At 73.1% G+C, this 16,888-nt stretch carries 14 protein-coding genes; 9 read left to right on the top strand and 5 right to left on the bottom strand.

The features are described from left to right. Positions 1-34 precede the first annotated feature (34 nt). The gene (locus tag AZE13_RS23820; protein ID WP_066935914.1) at positions 35-316 is read right to left on the bottom strand and encodes an HPr family phosphocarrier protein; all 282 of its coding nucleotides are present in this window, start codon (positions 314-316) and stop codon (positions 35-37) included. 137 nt (positions 317-453) lie between these two features. Here AZE13_RS23820 and AZE13_RS23815 point away from each other — a divergent pair, with 137 nt between their 5' ends. The 5 genes from AZE13_RS23815 to AZE13_RS23795 all read left to right on the top strand — a co-directional run bounded on the left by AZE13_RS23815 (position 454) and on the right by AZE13_RS23795 (position 7,430). Further along, on the top strand, positions 454-3,450 hold the full coding sequence (locus AZE13_RS23815; protein WP_066935686.1) for a bifunctional GNAT family N-acetyltransferase/acetate--CoA ligase family protein: 2,997 nt from the start codon (positions 454-456) through the stop codon (positions 3,448-3,450). A gap of 99 nt (positions 3,451-3,549) precedes the next feature. Beyond that, on the top strand, positions 3,550-4,143 hold the full coding sequence (locus AZE13_RS23810; protein WP_066935682.1) for a DUF5998 family protein: 594 nt from the start codon (positions 3,550-3,552) through the stop codon (positions 4,141-4,143). After that, positions 4,143-5,333: an alkaline phosphatase family protein gene (locus AZE13_RS23805; RefSeq protein WP_066935678.1), complete on the top strand. Its 1,191-nt coding sequence runs from the start codon at positions 4,143-4,145 to the stop codon at positions 5,331-5,333. The genes AZE13_RS23810 and AZE13_RS23805 overlap by 1 nt, the downstream gene beginning before the upstream one ends. Before the next feature lie 157 nt (positions 5,334-5,490). After that, a complete protein-coding gene (locus AZE13_RS23800) occupies positions 5,491-6,150 on the top strand; it encodes a thymidine kinase (RefSeq protein WP_066935675.1) in 660 nt (219 codons plus the stop codon). A gap of 635 nt (positions 6,151-6,785) precedes the next feature. After that, positions 6,786-7,430 (top strand): ScbR family autoregulator-binding transcription factor, encoded by a 645-nt coding sequence (locus tag AZE13_RS23795; protein ID WP_066935672.1) that lies wholly within the window; start codon positions 6,786-6,788, stop codon positions 7,428-7,430. Between the two features lie 127 nt (positions 7,431-7,557). Here AZE13_RS23795 and AZE13_RS23790 read toward each other — a convergent pair whose 3' ends face one another. Further along, positions 7,558-8,394, bottom strand: coding sequence for a VOC family protein (locus tag AZE13_RS23790; protein ID WP_066935669.1), 837 nt, complete (start codon positions 8,392-8,394; stop codon positions 7,558-7,560). Between the two features lie 261 nt (positions 8,395-8,655). Here AZE13_RS23790 and AZE13_RS23785 point away from each other — a divergent pair, with 261 nt between their 5' ends. Continuing rightward, positions 8,656-9,495 (top strand): sulfurtransferase, encoded by an 840-nt coding sequence (locus AZE13_RS23785; protein WP_066935666.1) that lies wholly within the window; start codon positions 8,656-8,658, stop codon positions 9,493-9,495. A 126-nt stretch (positions 9,496-9,621) separates the two neighbouring features. Here AZE13_RS23785 and sepH read toward each other — a convergent pair whose 3' ends face one another. After that, on the bottom strand, positions 9,622-10,686 hold the full coding sequence (gene sepH / locus AZE13_RS23780) for a septation protein SepH (RefSeq protein WP_079124320.1): 1,065 nt from the start codon (positions 10,684-10,686) through the stop codon (positions 9,622-9,624). 496 nt (positions 10,687-11,182) lie between these two features. On the opposite strand from sepH, the gene AZE13_RS23775 reads away from it, so the two are divergent. Further along, positions 11,183-12,418: a hypothetical protein gene (locus tag AZE13_RS23775; protein ID WP_066935660.1), complete on the top strand. Its 1,236-nt coding sequence runs from the start codon at positions 11,183-11,185 to the stop codon at positions 12,416-12,418. A gap of 117 nt (positions 12,419-12,535) precedes the next feature. On the opposite strand, the gene AZE13_RS23770 is transcribed toward AZE13_RS23775, so the two are convergent. Further along, positions 12,536-13,897, bottom strand: coding sequence for a D-arabinono-1,4-lactone oxidase (locus AZE13_RS23770; RefSeq protein WP_066935657.1), 1,362 nt, complete (start codon positions 13,895-13,897; stop codon positions 12,536-12,538). A 262-nt stretch (positions 13,898-14,159) separates the two neighbouring features. Here AZE13_RS23770 and AZE13_RS23765 point away from each other — a divergent pair, with 262 nt between their 5' ends. Together AZE13_RS23765 and AZE13_RS23760 are read left to right on the top strand one after the other, a co-directional pair. Next, positions 14,160-15,314 carry a ferrochelatase gene (locus AZE13_RS23765; RefSeq protein WP_066935654.1) on the top strand — a complete coding sequence of 385 codons (1,155 nt, stop codon included), beginning with the start codon at positions 14,160-14,162 and terminating at the stop codon, positions 15,312-15,314. A 184-nt stretch (positions 15,315-15,498) separates the two neighbouring features. Next, positions 15,499-16,287 (top strand): inositol monophosphatase family protein, encoded by a 789-nt coding sequence (locus AZE13_RS23760; protein ID WP_398780211.1) that lies wholly within the window; start codon positions 15,499-15,501, stop codon positions 16,285-16,287. A gap of 100 nt (positions 16,288-16,387) precedes the next feature. On the opposite strand, the gene AZE13_RS37085 is transcribed toward AZE13_RS23760, so the two are convergent. Beyond that, the gene (locus tag AZE13_RS37085) at positions 16,388-16,564 is read right to left on the bottom strand and encodes a hypothetical protein (protein WP_181690427.1); all 177 of its coding nucleotides are present in this window, start codon (positions 16,562-16,564) and stop codon (positions 16,388-16,390) included. Positions 16,565-16,888 lie beyond the last annotated feature (324 nt).

Genomic DNA, 16,888 nt, shown 5'->3' with positions numbered 1-16,888 from the left:
ATATCGCACGGGCCACTGCCGGACCCGGGAGGACTCAGACGGTCTCGGGGAGCTCCTCGAGACCCTCGGCCACCAGCTTCGCCAGGCGGTCGAGCGCCGCTTCGGCACCCTCGGCGTCCGAGGCCAGCACGATCTCCTCGCCGCCCTGGGCGCCCAGGCCCAGGACCGCCAGCATGGAGGCCGCGTTGACCGGGTTGCCGTCCGCCTTGGCGATCGTCATCGGGACGCCGGAGGCAGTGGCCGCACGGACGAAGATCGACGCGGGGCGGGCGTGCAGCCCCTCGGTCCAACCGACAGTGACGCGGCGCTCAGCCATGGTGTTGCCCTTCAAAGTCGAGAGAGTTGTCTAGACCATTCTCGCACGCTGCCGGAAGTGCTCCGACGGCTGTCCGGGTGACCCCCGAGGGTACGTGGGCAGGGCCGGTTGTCGGTGCCCGGTCGTACTCTGTCCGCATGCACAAGCCGCCCGACCACGCGTACCCGTCGCACTGGGAAGCCGACGTGGTGCTGCGCGACGGCGGCACGGCACGGATCCGTCCCATCACCCCCGCCGACGCCGAGCGGCTGGTCTCGTTCTACGAACAGGTCTCGGACGAGTCGAAGTACTACCGCTTCTTCGCGCCCTACCCCCGGTTGTCCGACCGCGATGTGCGCCGCTTCACCCATCACGACTACATCGACCGGGTCGGCCTCGCCGCCACCGTCGGCGGGGAGTTCATCGCCACCGTCCGCTACGACCGGATCAACGACCAGGGGCTGCCCGCCAAGAGCCCGGACGACGACCAGGCCGAGGTCGCCTTCCTCGTCCAGGACGCCCACCAGGGCCGCGGGGTCGCCTCCGCCCTCCTGGAGCACATCGCGGCCGTCGCCCGTGAGCGCGGCATCCGCAGGTTCGCCGCCGAGGTGCTGCCCGCGAACTCCAAAATGATCAAGGTGTTCACGGATGCCGGCTACACGCAGCAGCGCACCTTCGAGGACGGCGTGGTCCGCCTGGAGTTCGACCTGGAGCCCACCGAGCAGTCCATGGCCGTGATGCGCGGCCGCGAGCAGCGCGCCGAGGCGCGCTCCGTGCAGCGGCTGCTCGCCCCCGGCTCGGTCGCCGTCATCGGGACCGGCCGCACGCCCGGCGGCATCGGCCGTACCGTCCTGCGCAACCTCCTCGGCTGCGGCTTCACGGGCCGGGTGCACGCCGTCAACCACGCCTTCCCCGAAGACCTGCGACGGCTGGACCCGGAGGGAGTGCCGGCCGTCCGCGCCCTGCGGGAGATCCCCGATCCGGTCGATCTCGCGGTCATCGCCGTCCCGGCGGACCGTGTCCCCGACGTGGTCCGCGACTGCGGTGAACACGGCGTCCAGGGCGTGCTGATCCTCTCCTCCGGTTACGCCGAGGCGGGCCCGGAGGGCCGGGAGCGGCAGCGCGCCCTGCTCCGCCAGGCCCGCTCGTACGGCATGCGGCTCATCGGGCCGAATGCCTTCGGACTGATCAACACCGCCGCCGGCGTCCGGATGAACGCCTCCCTCGCCCCGCAGCTGCCGGGTGCCGGCCACATCGGCCTGTTCACCCAGTCCGGCGCCATCGGCATCGCCCTGCTCAGCGGGCTCCATGAACGTGGCCCCGGGGATGGCGGGATCGCCGGAATCTCGTCCTTCGTCTCGGCCGGCAACCGCGCCGACGTCTCCGGCAACGACCTGCTCCAGTACTGGTACGACGACCCCGACACCGACGTCGTGATCCTCTATCTGGAGTCCATCGGCAACCCGCGCAAGTTCGCCCGGCTCGCCCGGCGCACCGCCGCCGTCAAACCGGTCGTGGTCGCCAAGGGGGCCCGGCACAACGGCACGGCACCGCTCGGGCACACCGTGCCCACGGTCCAGGTCCCGGACAGCACGGTCGCCGCGCTCATGCGCCAGGCCGGTGTGATCCGCGTCGACACGGTCACCGAGCTGATCGACGCCGGGCTGCTGCTGGCCTCCCAGCCGCTGCCCGCCGGCCCGCGCATCGCGATCCTGGGCAATTCCGAGGCGCTGGCGCTGCTCGCCTACGACGCCTGCCTGACCGAGCGGCTGCGGCCGCTGCACCCCCGTGTCCTGGACTCCGCGGCGCGGCCGGACGACTTCCGTACCGCACTCGCCGAGACCCTGGCGGGCGACGGCTGCGATGCCGTGATCGTCACGGCGATCCCGTGGGTGGGGGAGCAGGACGGGCCCGCCCCGCCCGGCAGCGAGGGCGCCGCGCTCGCCGCCGCCCTGCGCGGCGCGGCCGCGTCCCATCCGCACAAGCCGGTCACCGTCGTCCACCTGGCGATGGACGGCCTCGCCACGACCCTGGCGGCCCCGGCCCCGGAGCCGGAGCCGCCTGCGGGGACGAGCACCCCCGAGCCGCCCGCCGCCCGGCCCGCCGGATCCCCGCCGGACGCACCGGCAGCGCAGCAGTACGCGCGGCATCCGCGGGGAGCGGCCGCCGTACGCCCACCGATCCCGCCGGGCCCGCCGCCGGCCGCCATGGCGGCGTCCCCGGCCCACGACGCCGCGGCCGCCCCCGCACCGCCCCAGCGCCGGAGCGCTCCCCTCCGCATCCCCGCGTACCCGGCCGCCGAGCGCGCCGTACGCGCCCTCGCCGAGGCCGTCCGGTACGCCGCCTGGCGCCGGGACGCGGCCGAGCCGGGCCGGGTGCCCGAGTACGACGACATCCAGGAGGCGGCGGCCGGGGCCGATATCGATCGCCTCCTCGGCCGGCTCGCTCCCGGCGTACCCACCGGCCGCTCGGTCGCGGTGCCCCCCAAGGACGCCGCTGCCCTGCTCACCCGCTACGGCATCCACACCCACCCCGTCCTCCCGGCCCCCGACCCGGACAGCGCCGTGCGCGCCGCGGCCCACCTGGGCTATCCGGTGGCCCTGAAGACCACCGCCCCCCATCTGCGGCACCGCGCCGACCTCGGCGGAGTCCGCCTGGACATCGCCGGTGAGGGCGAACTCCGGCGTGTCTACGCGGAGTTGACGGACTTCCTCGGCTCGCCGGAGGAGCTGCGTCCGGTCGTCCAGTCGATGGTGCCGCGCGGTGTCGACACGGTCATCCGCGCCGCCATCGACCCGGCCGCCGGCGCCGTGCTCTCCTTCGGCCTGGCCGGCGCCCCCTCCCAGCTGCTCGGCGATGTCGCCCACCGCCTCATCCCGGCCACGGACCGCGAGGTCGCCGAGCAGATCCGCGCGATCCGCGCCGCCCCGCTGCTCTTCGGCTGGCGCGGCTCCCAGCCGGTCGACACCGCCGCGCTGGCCGAACTGCTGCTCCGGGTCTCCCGCCTCGTCGACGACCACCCCGAGGTCGTCGCCGTGGATCTCGAACCGGTCGTCGTCGCACCACAAGGGATCTCCGTCCTGGACGCGGCCGTCCGGCTCGCCCCCGCGCCCGTCACCACCGACCTGGGCCCCCGCCGCCTGCCCGCCTATTAGGCCCCTGCCGGGCCCCCTCACCAGGCCGGGCGGTGCCCATCGGGGCCGGCCCGTCCCATGGGGCTCGTGCCTCCCGTCAGGCCCCGTAGGATGGACCCCATGGCGAAGACCGGTACGACGACACAGGGGCTGCGCGCGGCGATCGAGCGCAGTGGCTACTACCCGACGCTCGTGGCCGAGGCGGTGCAGGCCGCCGTGGGCAGCGAGCCGGTGGTGTCGTACCTCGTCCATCAGGAGACGACCTTCGACGCCAACGAGGTCCGCCGGCACGTCACGGTCCTGGTCCTGACCGGCACCCGCTTCATCGTCAGCCACACCGACGAACAGGCCGCCGACGCCACCTCCCCCTCCCCGTACGCCACCACCTCCACCGAGTCCGTCAAGCTGGACCGGATCTCCTCCGTGGTGCTCAGCCGCGTGGTCGCCAACCCCGAGTCGTACACCCCGGGCCAGCTGCCCCGCGAGGTCGTGCTGACCATCGGCTGGGGCGCCGTCGCCCGCCTGGACCTGGAGCCCGCCGCCTGCGGCGACCCCAACTGCGAGGCGGACCACGGCTACACCGGCTCGTCCACCGCCGACGACCTCTCGCTGCGGGTCAGCGAGGCCGGCGACGGCCCGGACTCGGTGCGTGAGACGCTCGCCTTCGCACAGGCGCTCTCCGAGGCCACCGCGGCCACCACCACGACCCGCTGATGGCCGGTCTCGCCCCCGCCTGGCCGGAACCCGAACCGCTCGACCCGCTCGGCGCCCCGGTGCCCCGGTACGGCAGAGGCTCGCTCTCGGATCTGCTGCCCACCATCGCCGCGGGCCTCGGCGTCCGCGAACTCTCCGCCACGATGGAGCTCGCCCCCGCCGACCGGGCCTGTGTCTTCCTGATCGACGGCCTCGGCTGGGAGCAGCTGCGCGCCCACCCGGAGGAGGCGCCGTTCCTCACCTCACTCCTGGGGACCTCGCTCAACGGCACCGGACGCCCGCTCACCACGGGTTTCCCCGCCACCACGGCCACCTCGCTGGCCTCGGTCGGCACCGGCCTGCCGCCGGGCGCCCACGGCCTGCCCGGTTACACCTGTGAGGACCCGGCCACCGGCGCCCTGATGAACCAGCTCCGCTGGTACCCGTGGACCGACCCGTACGTCTGGCAGCCCCACCCGACGGTCTTCCAGCTCGCGGACGCCGCCGGGGTCCACACCTGCCAGGTCTCCGCGCCGGACTTCGAGCACACTCCGCTCACCAAGGTCGCGCTCAGCGGCGGCACCTTCCACGGCCGGCTCTCCGGTGAGGAGCGGATGGACCTCGCCGCCGCGCAGCTCGCCGCCGGCGACCGCTCGCTGGTCTACACGTACTACTCCGAGGTCGACGGCAAGGGGCACCGCTACGGCGTCGACTCCGACGCCTGGCGCGGCCAGTTGATGTATGTCGACCGGCTCGCGCAGCGGCTGGCCGAACAACTCCCGCCGCGCAGCGCCCTCTACGTCACCGCCGATCACGGCATGATCGACATCCCGTTCGACCCCGAGTCCCGCGTCGACTTCGACGAGGACTGGGAACTGCGCGCCGGGGTACGCCTGTTGGGTGGTGAGGGCCGGGCCCGGCATGTGTACGCCCACCATGGCGCCGCCGCCGATGTGCTCGCCGTATGGCGGGAAGTGGTCGGTGACCGGATGTGGGTGGCGAGCCGCGACGAGGCCATCGCCGCCGGCTGGTTCGGGCCGCGGGTCGACGACCGGGTACGGGCCCGGATCGGTGATGTCGTGGCGGCCGCGCACGCCGACATGGTGATCATCGCGACCGAACGGGAGCCCCGTGAATCGGAGATGGTCGGGATGCACGGCTCGATGACCCCCGTGGAGCAGCTGGTGCCGCTCCTGGAAGTCCGCACCTGACCGAAGTCCGCACCTGATCCCACCGGAATCCCACCGGACTTCCCTCGCCGGGGCACTTCGTGCCCGGCAGGACACCGCCGGCTCCGACCCGCGGCCCCGCCGCTCCTCCGACCTTCGACGCTCCGTCCGATCCCACCGAAAGGCCATCCCCACCCCCATGTCCGAATTGGTATTTTTCTCGGGAACCATGGACTGCGGGAAGAGCACCCTGGCGCTGCAGATCGGGCACAACCGCTCCGCCCGCGGGCTGCAGGGAGTGATTTTCACCCGTGACGACCGGGCGGGCGAGGGCCGCCTCTCGTCCCGGCTGGGGCTGGTCACGGACGCGGTCGAGGCCGACGAGACCATGGACCTCTACGCCTACCTCGTCGCTCACCTGTCCCGGGGCGCCCGGGCGGACTACGTCATCGTGGACGAGGCCCAGTTCCTCGCACCCGCACAGATCGACCAGCTGGCGCGCATCGTCGATGACCTTGAGCTGGACGTCTTCGCGTTCGGCATCACCACCGATTTTCGGACACATCTGTTTCCGGGCTCCCGGCGCCTGATCGAGCTGGCCGACCGCATCGAGTCGCTGCAGGTCGAGGCGCTCTGCTGGTGCGGCGCCCGGGCCACCCACAACGCGCGTACGGTGGGCGGGGAGATGGTGGTCGAGGGCGCCCAGGTGGTGGTCGGCGACGTCAACCAGGCGCAGGGGGAGGTCGGTTACGAGGTGCTGTGCCGGCGCCACCACCTGCGCCGGATGACCAGTGCGACGGCGCAGGCCGGTGCGCTGTCGCCGGACGTCCTGCCGGTCCCGCGCGAAGCGCGGACGTGACGGCAGCCCCGCGGCCGGTCCGAGCGCCCCTCCGCCGGCCGGTGCGGGCGTACTCCGGTGCGGTACGAAAGGCGGTCCGCCCGCCCTCTGCGCGGCGTCCGCGACCCTGACATCGATGTCCGGGGCCGCGGGGCGGGTCCCCTGGACGGCGGAATTCTGGATTGACGGTGCAGTGGCCACCGTGCAGCGCCGTCCGGCGGGACAGCGGCACACGTATTCTGCACGGGCGATCACCGGACCGCCCTGCCGGAACATCCGTCCGGGCGGCCGATGGCCGCACCGTCGCCCGCCTCGGGGAGCCGGTCATGGGGCGGTGAGCGAGAATTCGCCGGATCCACGACGGTGCCCGTCGGTGCAGCAGACCCTCTCCGCGTTCTTGAGGTGTGCGCATTTCCGGGGAATCCCGGGCGGCGTTCCGGACGTTCATCGGAAAGAGCGGCGGAACGGGGTGGTGACCCGCCGTCATGTCGCTGTGTACGTAGGTGAGTCATGCCGCCGCGTACGCAAGTGAACAGCGGTTTCCGGCCATCAAGTTCCGCTGGACGCGGCGTATCCGAAAGAAGTCGGATGATAAAATACCGCTTCTGCGGTCTTTTTCAATGGCAGACGTAACGACTGGTCACGGGAGACGTGAGTTGGCGAAACAGGAACGGGCGATCCCGACGCGCAGGGCCTGTCTGGAGGCCGCCGCAGAGATCTTCAACGAGCACGGTTACGAGGGCGCCACGATTGCCGCTGTTCTTGAGCGTGCCCAACTCACCAGGGCCGCGCTGTACTTCCACTTCACGTCGAAGGAGGAACTGGCGCACGGGGTACTCGCCGAGGGGGTGACCACGGAAGGCCTGGTACCGCAGCCCTTCAAACTCCAGGAATGGGTGGACATTTCGCTCCTCCTGGCCTACCGGTTGCCCAGGGAGCCCTTGCTCAAAGCCTGCATACGGCTGTCCGTCGACCCGAAGGCGCGCAGCCTGCTGGGTACCCGCTGGCCCGACTGGATCGCGCTGGGCAGCGGGGTGTTGATGGAGGCCAAGGCGCGCGGCGAGCTCTATTCGCATATCGATCCGACCGATGCGGCCCGGTTGTTGATCGGTGCCTGGACCGGCGTTCAGCTCATTTCCGAGGCCGTGCCGCACCCGCCCGACCTCTGCGGGGAAATCTCCCGGCTGCTGGAGTTCATCCTCCCCAATGTCGCCGTTCCCGGAGTGCTGGCAAGGCTGGACACCTCGCCATTCCGCGCCGAACGGCTTCTGGGGGCGGAACGTTCCACGGTGGTCTCCTGAGAGGCGTCTCCCGGAAGGTAACAAACCGTTCGGTAGGTTTCTCGTTTCTCTGCTTATTCGCTTTTGTGGCACCCGGTTTATGTGCCGCACCCGCCCGCCCTGTGTGCCGCGCCCGGAAATTCCGTCCTCAGCCCTGCTCGACGATGGCGAAGACCGCGCCCTCGGTGTCGGAGACCGTCGCCAGACGGCCGTGCGCGGAATCGTGGGCGGGGGTCAGGACATGGCCGCCGAGCCCGGTGATACGGCGGGCTGCCGCGTCCGTACTGGGCACGGCGAAGTACGTCATCCAGTGGGGGCCGCGGTCGCGGAGCGCGGGGGCGCCCACGCCGTGGATGCCGGCCACCGCACGGCCCTTGAGGAGCAGCGTCAGCCGGTCGGCTTCCCGGTCGGCGTCGCCGCCGGCATCGTCCGCGTCCCCCGCGTCCCCCGTGGCGTCCCCGGCCGCCGGGGACGCCGGTTCCGCCTCGTAGCCGAAGACGTGCTCGTAGAAAGGGCCGACGGCGGCGGTCTCCTGGGTGATCAGCTCGTTCCACACCGGTGTGCCCGGTTCGCCGGTGACCGTGGTGCCCATCATCGATTTGCCCTGCCAGATGCCGAAGACCGCACCCTGTGGATCGGAGCCGATCGCCATCCGCCCCGCGTCGTCGTCCGCGTCCAGCGGTCCGACGCCCACCGTCCCGCCGCAGCACCGGATCCGCTCCGCGGTCGCATCCGCGTCGTCGCTGGCCAGATAGGTGGTCCAGGCGACCGGGAGATCCCGGTCGGGGGCCAGCTCGCCGACTCCGGCGACCTCCCTGCCGTCGAGGAAGGCCCGGGAGTACGGACCGAAATGCTGCGGCCCCGGGCGGAACTCCCAGCCGAACAGCGCGCCGTAGAACTCCTGCGTCGCGGACAGGCTGTGGGCCAGGAGGCTCACCCAGCAGGGCGCGCCGGGCATCCGCCGAGTCGCTGCCTCGGTCGTCATTGTCACTCTCTCCTCGGAGCATCGGTGTGCTGACCATGTGCGGAAAACGTGCGGTACGGGCGCGGGTCCCGAGCAGATGCTCGCACCCTGCCACCTGGTGTGCGCCCCGGCCGCGCCGTCCGCGCCATGTTCGCGAGGGAGAATGCCCGTTTTGTTATTTCACTTCCGTTTCGGCGTCGTTGCGGCAGCGCGCAACTCCGTCATACGGAGGGTGGGCACCCGCCTTCCGTGCGTAGTCGTCGCTACGCAAGGATGACTCCCATGAATGCCATCATCACCGCTACCGAACTCGCGAGCGAGTTGGCGAAGCCCACCCCGCCGGTACTCCTGGACGTGCGGTACCAGCTCGGCGGCCCGCCCGGCCGCCCCGCGTACGAGGCCGGCCACCTGCCCGGCGCGGTCTATGTCGACCTCGACGACGAGCTGGCCGGGGCACCCGGACCGGCCGGCCGCCATCCGCTCCCGCGCCTCGACGTCTTCGCGAAGGCGATGCGGGCCGCCGGTGTCCGCGCGGACCGCCCCGTGGTCGTCTACGACGGCGGCCAGGGCTGGGCGGCCGCCCGCGCCTGGTGGCTGCTGCGCTGGAGCGGCCACCCCGATGTGCGGGTCCTGGACGGCGGCCTCGCCGCCTGGCAGGCGTCCGGAGGCGCCCTGAGCCCCGACCGTCCGCATCCGTCCGAGGGTGACTTCACGCCGGTGCCCGGCGCGCTGCCGGTGCTGACGGCGGACGACGCGGCCGCCCTGGCCCGTCGCGGCGTCCTCCTCGACGCGCGGGCCGCCGAGCGCTACCGCGGCGAGGTCGAGCCCATCGACCCGGTCGCCGGCCACATCCCGGGCGCGGTGTCCGCGCCGACGACCGAGAACGTCGCCGAGCGGAGCACGGTCTTCCGCCCCGCGTCCGAGCTGGCCGGGCGTTTCGCGGCACTGGGCGCCACGTCGGACACCGAGGTCGGCGTCTACTGCGGCTCCGGAGTCTCCGCCGCCCATCAGGTACTGGCCCTCGCGGTCGCCGGCATCCCCGCCGCGCTGTACGTCGGCTCGTGGAGCGAGTGGTGCGCCGACCCGTCCCGTCCGGTGGCCACCGGCCCGCAGCCCGGCTGAGCCCCGGCACCGGCCCCGGGGCCGGTACGCCGTCCGCCCGCCCCCTGGAAGCAGGGGACGGGCGGACGAGGAGGCTCCACGGCCGGACCGGTCGCTCCGGCCGCTCCGTTCGTTACTCCGGGTTCGTTACTCCGGCTTCTTCCGCCGGGTCCCGAAGACGATCTCGTCCCAGCTGGGCACCGCCGCCCGCCGGCCGGGCCGGACGCCGTCCGCCTCGGCCTGCCGGTCCGTCGTCCCGGTCAGCCGTTCGCGGTGTCCGGCCACCGCGCGCGGCATCAGGACGTCCGCGTAGGCGGAACCCGCGCCCGCGCTGGCCGCCGGCGGCTCCTCGACCTCGGCCTCCGGCTCCTCGTCGCTCTGCGGCGTCTTGGCGCTCTCCGGTACGACCAGGTCGCCCCGGAAGCTCGGCACCGCCTCCAGCAGGCTGGTCAGCGAATCCCGCTCGCGCTCCCGCTCACCGGTGGCCTCCTCGCCGCTCCGGGTGTCGCTCTCCTCGCCGCCGGTCTGCGCCCCGCGGTCGCCGCGCTCGGACGTCTGGCGGTCCAGGGTGCGGTCCAGCGGGCGGTCGCGCGGCAGCCGGGCGATCCGGGGGACGAACGGGAAGCTCGGCTCGGGCGTGTCGTCGCTCTCGCCGATCAGTGCCCGCGCCTCGTCGTCCACGGCCTGGACGAGCCGGCGCGGCGGGTCGTACGTCCAGGTCGCCGAGTGCGGTTCGGCCGCGACGCGGTAGACCAGCAGCACCTCCCAGGTGCCGTCGTCCCGGCGCCAGGAGTCCCACTGGACGCTCTCCTTGTCGGCGCCGCGCAGCAGCAGCCGCTCCGTGACCGCCTCGCCGAGCTGCGGGCCGGTGTTCTCGCCGGGACGCCGCACCGGTGTCTTACGGGCCCGCTCGGCCATGAACGCGCGCTCGGCGAGCACCGGGCCCTCGAAGCGGCGCACCCGGTCCACGGGGATACCGGCGAGCTGGGCGACCTCCTCGGCGGAGGCACCGGCCCTTATACGGGCCTGGATGTCCCGTGGGCGGAGGTGGCTCTCGACCTCGATCTCGATCTGGCCGAGCCGCGCCCGGTCGTTGCGGACCGCGGCGCGCAGCCGTTCGTCGATCGGAAGCGTGTACTCGGTGCTGTCCGCAGCTTTGAGCACCAGCCGTGTGCCGTCGTTGGAGACGGCCACGACACGCAGTTCGGGCATGGGGACCTCCCGGGTGGTGCCTGCCGACGTCACGTGCGTCGCTGCTTCCGCTAGTCGAGTGTGGCCTGCCCGGGTGCAGCCTGCCACAACATTGCCGAGTTGCCCGGCGTGTCGAGGCTTGGCCCTCAAACGCCGTTATGACACGGTTACCAGTTCGCAACACTCGGTGACCATGCCGCTTTTCCTGTCGCCGATCACCCGTGCCGAGCGGCGGCGCCCCGGGTGAGTACCGCCTTCAGGGCCCCTCCCGTGGGTTCCGGGCAGCCGGACGGGAACCGGGGCCAGGGCTGGCCACAGTACTCCATTCGGGCCACGGAGGTGGACCGCCGCGCCGCTGAAGTTCTGGCCGGGGGGCGGAGTTGGGTCGGCTTGTCAGCGTCTCTACCAGCAACGCTGGTGTCGAGTTTCACAGATCCCCCGGATTCGGAACTATTGACTACGCCAATTGGTCACTTCTCCATGCAACATGGATCGAAGGGGCTAACAAAGGTTGGAGATGGACGAAGAAACCGAAACCGCCACGAAGAAGAAGGGGAAGCGGATTGACCTGAGCGTGGCTCAGGTTGCCGGCAGCGCACTCGCCGCGGCCATCGCCGCGTACCTCGCGGGACAGATCGGTATGTACGGAACCGTCCTCGGCGCGGGTGTGGTCAGCATCCTGGCCACGACCGGCGGTTCGATATTCCAGCACCTGTTCCGGCGCACCGGCGAACAGATCAAGGAGGCCTCGGCCGTCACCCGCCCGAAGCCGCACCGCTCCTCCTCCCGTACTCGATCCACAACCACCACAACCGCCACGACCGGCACAGGTGACGACACCGGCCGGGTCGCGCAGGACGCGGACCCGCCCGCGCCCACGAGGGCGCTGCCGACCGTGGGCACGCAGGGCGTGGAGGACGGGATCACCTCCGTCGCCAGGACCCCCGGGCCCGACCCGGACCGTACGCAGCTGGTCCCGCGGGCCGAGCAGGCCCGCCGCCGCGATCCGGCGAACGCCCACCCCACGGACCGCACCCAGCTGGTGCGGCGGCTCGACGACGCGACCATGGCGCTGGGCCAGGCCGCGCCCCGCCCGGCGGCCACCGCGGCGATGCCCCAGGTGGAAGCGCCCGAAGAGCTGAGCACCACGACGTACGGCACCCGGCTGCGCGGCTGGAAGCGGCCGGCGCTCGGCGCGCTCGCGGTCTTCGCGCTCGCCATGGGCGGCGTCACGGCCACGGAGCTGCTGACCGATCAGTCGGCGGACGGCCGGCAGGGTGCCACCACGCTGAGCCAGTTCGTCGGCGGCGGGGGAGCCAAGCGGCACCAGCCCAGCACCCCGCAGTCGCCCGGCCCCGGCCGGACACCGGAGCACGGCGGCCGGCAGGGCGACGGCGACGGTTCCAGCCCGGATCCCGGCACGTCCGGCGACAGCGGAACGGGGACCGGCGCCGAGGACGGCAAGCACCACGGCACCCCCACGCCGACGCCGTCCGACGGCGGCGGTTCCGGCGACTCCTCGGGGGGCGGTTCCTCGCCGGACCCGAAGACCTCACCGTCCCCGAAGCCGTCCCCGGGCGGCTCCGCCGACGGCGGCACCGGCACCGACGGCGGCAGCAGCACCGGCGGCAGCGGGACCGGCGGCGACGGCGGCACGGGCACCGGCGGCGACGCGACCGGAGGCAAGGACCAGGGGACCCAGCAGAAGCAGCAGGATCCGCAGAAGCAGGCCCTGGACCCGGGCGCTTCCTGACCCCGGCGCGGGCCCCCGCCCGTTCCGGCCCGGCGATCCGCGACGGCCGTGCCCCGGCTGCCCCGCTCGGGGCACCGGGGCACGGCTGTTCGCCGCCGGCCGGCCCCAGGGCCCGCCTCAGTCGCCCAGGACCCGCCGCAGATACGGATTGGCGAACCGGCGCTCCGGGTCCAGCCGGTCGCGTACCGCGGCGAACTCCGCGAACCGCGGATAGGCGTCGCCGAGCTGGGCGGCGTCGCGGGTGTGCAGCTTGCCCCAGTGCGGACGCCCGTCGTACGCCGTCATGATCCGCTCAGTGGCCGCGAAGTACGCCTGGTACGGCGTGCCCCGGTACATGTGCACCGCGATATAGACGGTGTCCCGTCCGGACGCGGTGGAGAGCGGGATGTCGTCGGCCGGTGCGGTGCGCACCTCCACCGGAAAGCTGACCCTGAAGTCCGAGCGCTCCACCAGCGCCTTCAGCTCACCGAGCGCGGCGAGCGCGGCCGCGCGCGGCAGCGCGTACTCCATCTCCACGAACCGCACCCGGCGCGGCGAGGTGAACACCTTGTACGGGATGTCGGTGTACGTACGGGCCGACAGCGCGCGGCCGGCGAGCCGGGCGAGGCGCGGTATGGCGGCCGGGGCCGCCCGCCCGACGGCGCAGGCGACGTGGAACGCCCCGTTGGACAGCAGCTCGTCCTCGAGCCAGCCGCCGACCCTGCCGAGCGGCGCGGCGGGGCCCTGGCTGCGGTTGTTGCGCTTGGTGCGGCAGTTGCCGGTGTGCGGGAACCAGTAGAACTCGAAGTGCTCGTTCTCGGCGGCCAGCTCGTCGAACCGCGCCGTCACCTCCGCGTACCGCATCGGTTCCTCACGGGCGGTCAGCAGGAACTCCGGCTCCACGGCGAAGGTGAGCTCGCTGATCACACCGAGCGCGCCCAGGCCCAGGCGGGCCGCCGCGAACACGTCCGGGTTCTCCTCGGCGGAGCAGGTCAGCACCGTGCCGTCGGCGGTGACCAGTTCGAGAGCGGTGATCTGGGCGGCGAGCGAGGCCGAGTCGCGGCCGGTGCCATGGGTGCCGGTGCTGGTCGCCCCGGAGACGGTCTGCGCCATGATGTCGCCCATGTTGGTGAGCGAGAGCCCGTAGGCGGACAGCGTCTCGTTGAGGTGCCGGAGCGGTGTACCGGCGGCGACCGTGACCGTACCGGCCGCGCGGTCGACCGCGCGGACCCCGGTGAGCCGCTCGGGCCGGACCAGCAGCCCGTCGGTGGCGGCGGCCGGAGTGAACGAATGGCCGGTGCCGGCCGCCTTGACGGTCAGGCCGTCAGCGGCGGCGGCGCGGACCGCGGCCGCCAGCTCCTCGGTGCTCGCCGGGGCCACGCTCCGGGCGGGGCGGGCGGTGACGGTGCCCGCCCAGTTGCGCCACGGCCGGGCCGCGGCGCCAGGCCCTCCCCGGCCACCGCGTCCTCCCGAGCCGCCGACGGCGTCGCTGACTGCCATGGTGACGTCCCCTCCCTCCGGGCGGGCCGACCGGGGCGGCCGCCGTTGGTGTGAGCGCATGATGCCAGTGACCTCCGCACCCACCACAGAGGGCGACAGCGATGACATGGTCGTCCGCCCGCCCCGTCGCGGGTGTCCGTACGGCCCGGGACCTGCCTTTCGCCCCCGCAGGAAGGGGTGGCAGGACCTGCCCTTCTCCTCGGCGGGAAGGGTGGCAGGACCTGCCCTTCGCGTCCGCGGGAAGGGTGGCAGGATCGGTGGCATGCCCGAACAGTGCGATCCCCGCCCCTATGACGCCCTGCTGCTGCTCTCCTTCGGCGGCCCGGAAGGGCCCGACGACGTCGTCCCGTTCCTGGAGAACGTCACCCGGGGCCGCGGCATCCCCCGCGAGCGCCTCCGGGAGGTGGGGCAGCACTACTTCCTGTTCGGCGGGGTGAGCCCGATCAACGCCCAGAACCGCGCGCTGCTGGACGCCCTGCGCGCGGACTTCGCCGAGCACGGCCTGGACCTGCCCGTCTACTGGGGCAACCGCAACTGGGCGCCGTACCTGACCGACACCCTGCGCACGATGGTCCACGACGGCCACCGCCGGATCGCCACCCTGGCGACCAGCGCCTACGCCTCGTACTCCGGCTGCCGGCAGTACCGCGAGAACCTCGCCGACGCGCTCGCCGCCCTGCGGGCCGAGGGTCTCCCCGTGCCGCGGGTCGACAAGCTGCGGCACTACTTCAACCACCCCGGTTTCCTCCGCCCGATGATCGACGGCGTCCTGGCGTCCCTGGCCGGACTCCCCGCCGACGTGCGCGACGGCGCCCATATCGCCTTCACCACCCACTCCATCCCGACCGCGGCCGCCGACACCTCCGGCCCGCCCGAGGACCACACCGAGGGCGGTGCGGGAGGCGCCTACGTCGCCCAGCACCTGGACGTGGCCCGGGTGATCGCGGACGCCGTACGGGAGGAGACCGGTGTGGACCACCCCTGGCGGCTCGTCTACCAGTCGCGCAGCGGCGCCCCGCACATCCCGTGGCTGGAGCCGGACATCTGCGACCACCTGGAGGAGCGGCACGCCGCCGGTGTCCCCGCCGTCGTGATGGCCCCCATCGGCTTCGTCTCGGACCACATGGAGGTGAAGTACGACCTCGACACCGAGGCCACCGCCAAGGCCGCCGAACTGGGGCTGCCGGTCGCCAGGTCCGCGACGGTGGGTGCCGACCCCCGGTTCGCCGCGGCCGTCCGTGGGCTCCTCCTGGAGCGCGCGGCGACGGAGCGGGGCGGCGCCCCGGAGCGCTGCGCGCTGGGCGCGCTCGGCGCCGGCCACGATCTGTGTCCGGCCGGCTGCTGCCCGGCGCGCCGGCCCCGTCCGGCCGCGGCCGGCGCCGACTGGCAGGGGCCGGTCGCGCCGGCGCCCGCGTAGCAGGCCCGGACCACCCGTATCAGGCCCGTACGAGCCGTATGGCCCGTACGGGCCCCTACTCAGCCGCCCCCCCGATATCAGCCGAGCAAGGAGCACCGTGCCCGACCGCCTGCACCACGACCCCCGCAGCAACGCCCCCCGAAGCACCGACCCCCGCGGCGCCGACCCCACGCAGACCGACGCGCTGTACGACGAACTCCTCGACATCGCCCTGGAGGCCGCCCGCCGCGCCGGGGCCCTGCTGCGCGACGGCCGGCCCGCCGACCTCGGCGTGGCCGCCACGAAGACCAGCCCCATCGACGTCGTCACCGAGATGGACATCGCCTCCGAGAAGCTGATCACCGGCTTCATCGGGGAGCGCCGCCCCGACGACGGCTTCCTGGGGGAGGAGGGCGCCAGCGTCGACGGCACCAGCGGGATCCGCTGGGTCATCGACCCCGTCGACGGCACCGTCAACTACCTCTACGGCCTGCCGGCCTGGGCGGTGTCCATCGCGGCGGAGCGGGACGGCGAGGTGGTCGTCGGGGTCGTCGCCGCCCCGATGCGCGGTGAGACCTACCAGGCCGTCCTGGGCCGTGGCGCGTTCAACAACGGCGAGCGCATCCGGCACCGGCCCGCGCCGCCGCTCTCCGAGGCGCTGCTCGGTACCGGCTTCGGCTATCTCGCCGACCGCCGGGCCGCCCAGGCCGAGGTGGTCCGCACCCTGCTGCCGCGGGTCCGCGACATCCGGCGGGGCGGCTCGGCCGCGATCGATCTGTGCGATGTGGCCTGCGGCCGGCTCGACGCCTACTACGAGCGGGGCCTGAACCCGTGGGATCTGGCGGCCGGCGCCCTGATCGCCCGGGAGGCCGGCGCGCGGACCGGCGGCCGCCCCGGCCGGGCCGCCGCGCACGAGCTGACCCTCGCGGCCTCCCCGGCCCTCTTCGCCGAGCTCCAGCCGCTCCTGGACGAGCTCGGCGCCTGGCACGACTAGGGGCACTGGCCGCGCCGTCCATGCCCCGTCCGCGGGCGCGACAGCGCCCCGGCACCGTCCGCTGGACGCCGGGGCGCTGTCGTCGTGGGCCGGAGGGCGGTCAGGCGCTGCTGACCGCCCCGTAGTGCACACCGTGCTCGGTCGCCAGTCGGTGCAGGTCCTCCAGCTCGGCCTGCTCGATCTCGGCGAGGAAGTCGTCGCCCGCAGCGCGGGCCCGGTCCCGGTCAGCTGTGGTCTGCTCTATGCGCTGCAGAATGCCTGCGGTGAACGCGTCCATGTTGCGCCCCCTCGTCGTAGGTCGGTGGCACGGGGGTGTGCCGACGGGTGGGTCGATCACGGCGTGATCCCTGCGATGGATCAGGTCATGGCTCATCGGTCGCCACTTGAACAGGGCGTGATCGCGGGTGTGGAGTCGTCCTCCCCACCCGGACCCGCACGGAAACCTCAACCGGCCGACGAATCCTGTCCGTCGGGCCCCGCGAGCCACCGGCTCCACTCCCGCGGAACCCCCTCTTACCGCCGGTTTATGGCTCTTCGGGGCAGGATGGAAGGGCTCTGTACAGTGTTTCGCCCGCTCGTGTGGGCTCTGAGGAAGGACTAG

Source organism: Streptomyces sp. NBRC 110611 (assembly GCF_001590865.1).
Lineage (GTDB): Bacteria > Actinomycetota > Actinomycetes > Streptomycetales > Streptomycetaceae > Streptomyces.
This window is presented reverse-complemented; position numbering and strand designations above follow the sequence as displayed.

Bases quoted from the DNA above. Each gene is read 5' to 3' on its own strand.
- AZE13_RS23820 (WP_066935914.1), bottom strand. From the start codon at position 316: ATGGCTGAGCGCCGCGTCACTGTCGGTTGGACCGAGGGGCTGCACGCC.
- AZE13_RS23815 (WP_066935686.1), top strand. From the start codon at position 454: ATGCACAAGCCGCCCGACCACGCGTACCCGTCGCACTGGGAAGCCGAC.
- AZE13_RS23810 (WP_066935682.1), top strand. From the start codon at position 3,550: ATGGCGAAGACCGGTACGACGACACAGGGGCTGCGCGCGGCGATCGAG.
- AZE13_RS23805 (WP_066935678.1), top strand. From the start codon at position 4,143: ATGGCCGGTCTCGCCCCCGCCTGGCCGGAACCCGAACCGCTCGACCCG.
- AZE13_RS23800 (WP_066935675.1), top strand. From the start codon at position 5,491: ATGTCCGAATTGGTATTTTTCTCGGGAACCATGGACTGCGGGAAGAGC.
- AZE13_RS23790 (WP_066935669.1), bottom strand. From the start codon at position 8,394: ATGACGACCGAGGCAGCGACTCGGCGGATGCCCGGCGCGCCCTGCTGG.
- AZE13_RS23785 (WP_066935666.1), top strand. From the start codon at position 8,656: ATGAATGCCATCATCACCGCTACCGAACTCGCGAGCGAGTTGGCGAAG.
- sepH (WP_079124320.1), bottom strand. From the start codon at position 10,686: ATGCCCGAACTGCGTGTCGTGGCCGTCTCCAACGACGGCACACGGCTG.
- AZE13_RS23775 (WP_066935660.1), top strand. From the start codon at position 11,183: ATGGACGAAGAAACCGAAACCGCCACGAAGAAGAAGGGGAAGCGGATT.
- AZE13_RS23770 (WP_066935657.1), bottom strand. From the start codon at position 13,897: ATGGCAGTCAGCGACGCCGTCGGCGGCTCGGGAGGACGCGGTGGCCGG.
- AZE13_RS23765 (WP_066935654.1), top strand. From the start codon at position 14,160: ATGCCCGAACAGTGCGATCCCCGCCCCTATGACGCCCTGCTGCTGCTC.
- AZE13_RS37085 (WP_181690427.1), bottom strand. From the start codon at position 16,564: ATGGACGCGTTCACCGCAGGCATTCTGCAGCGCATAGAGCAGACCACA.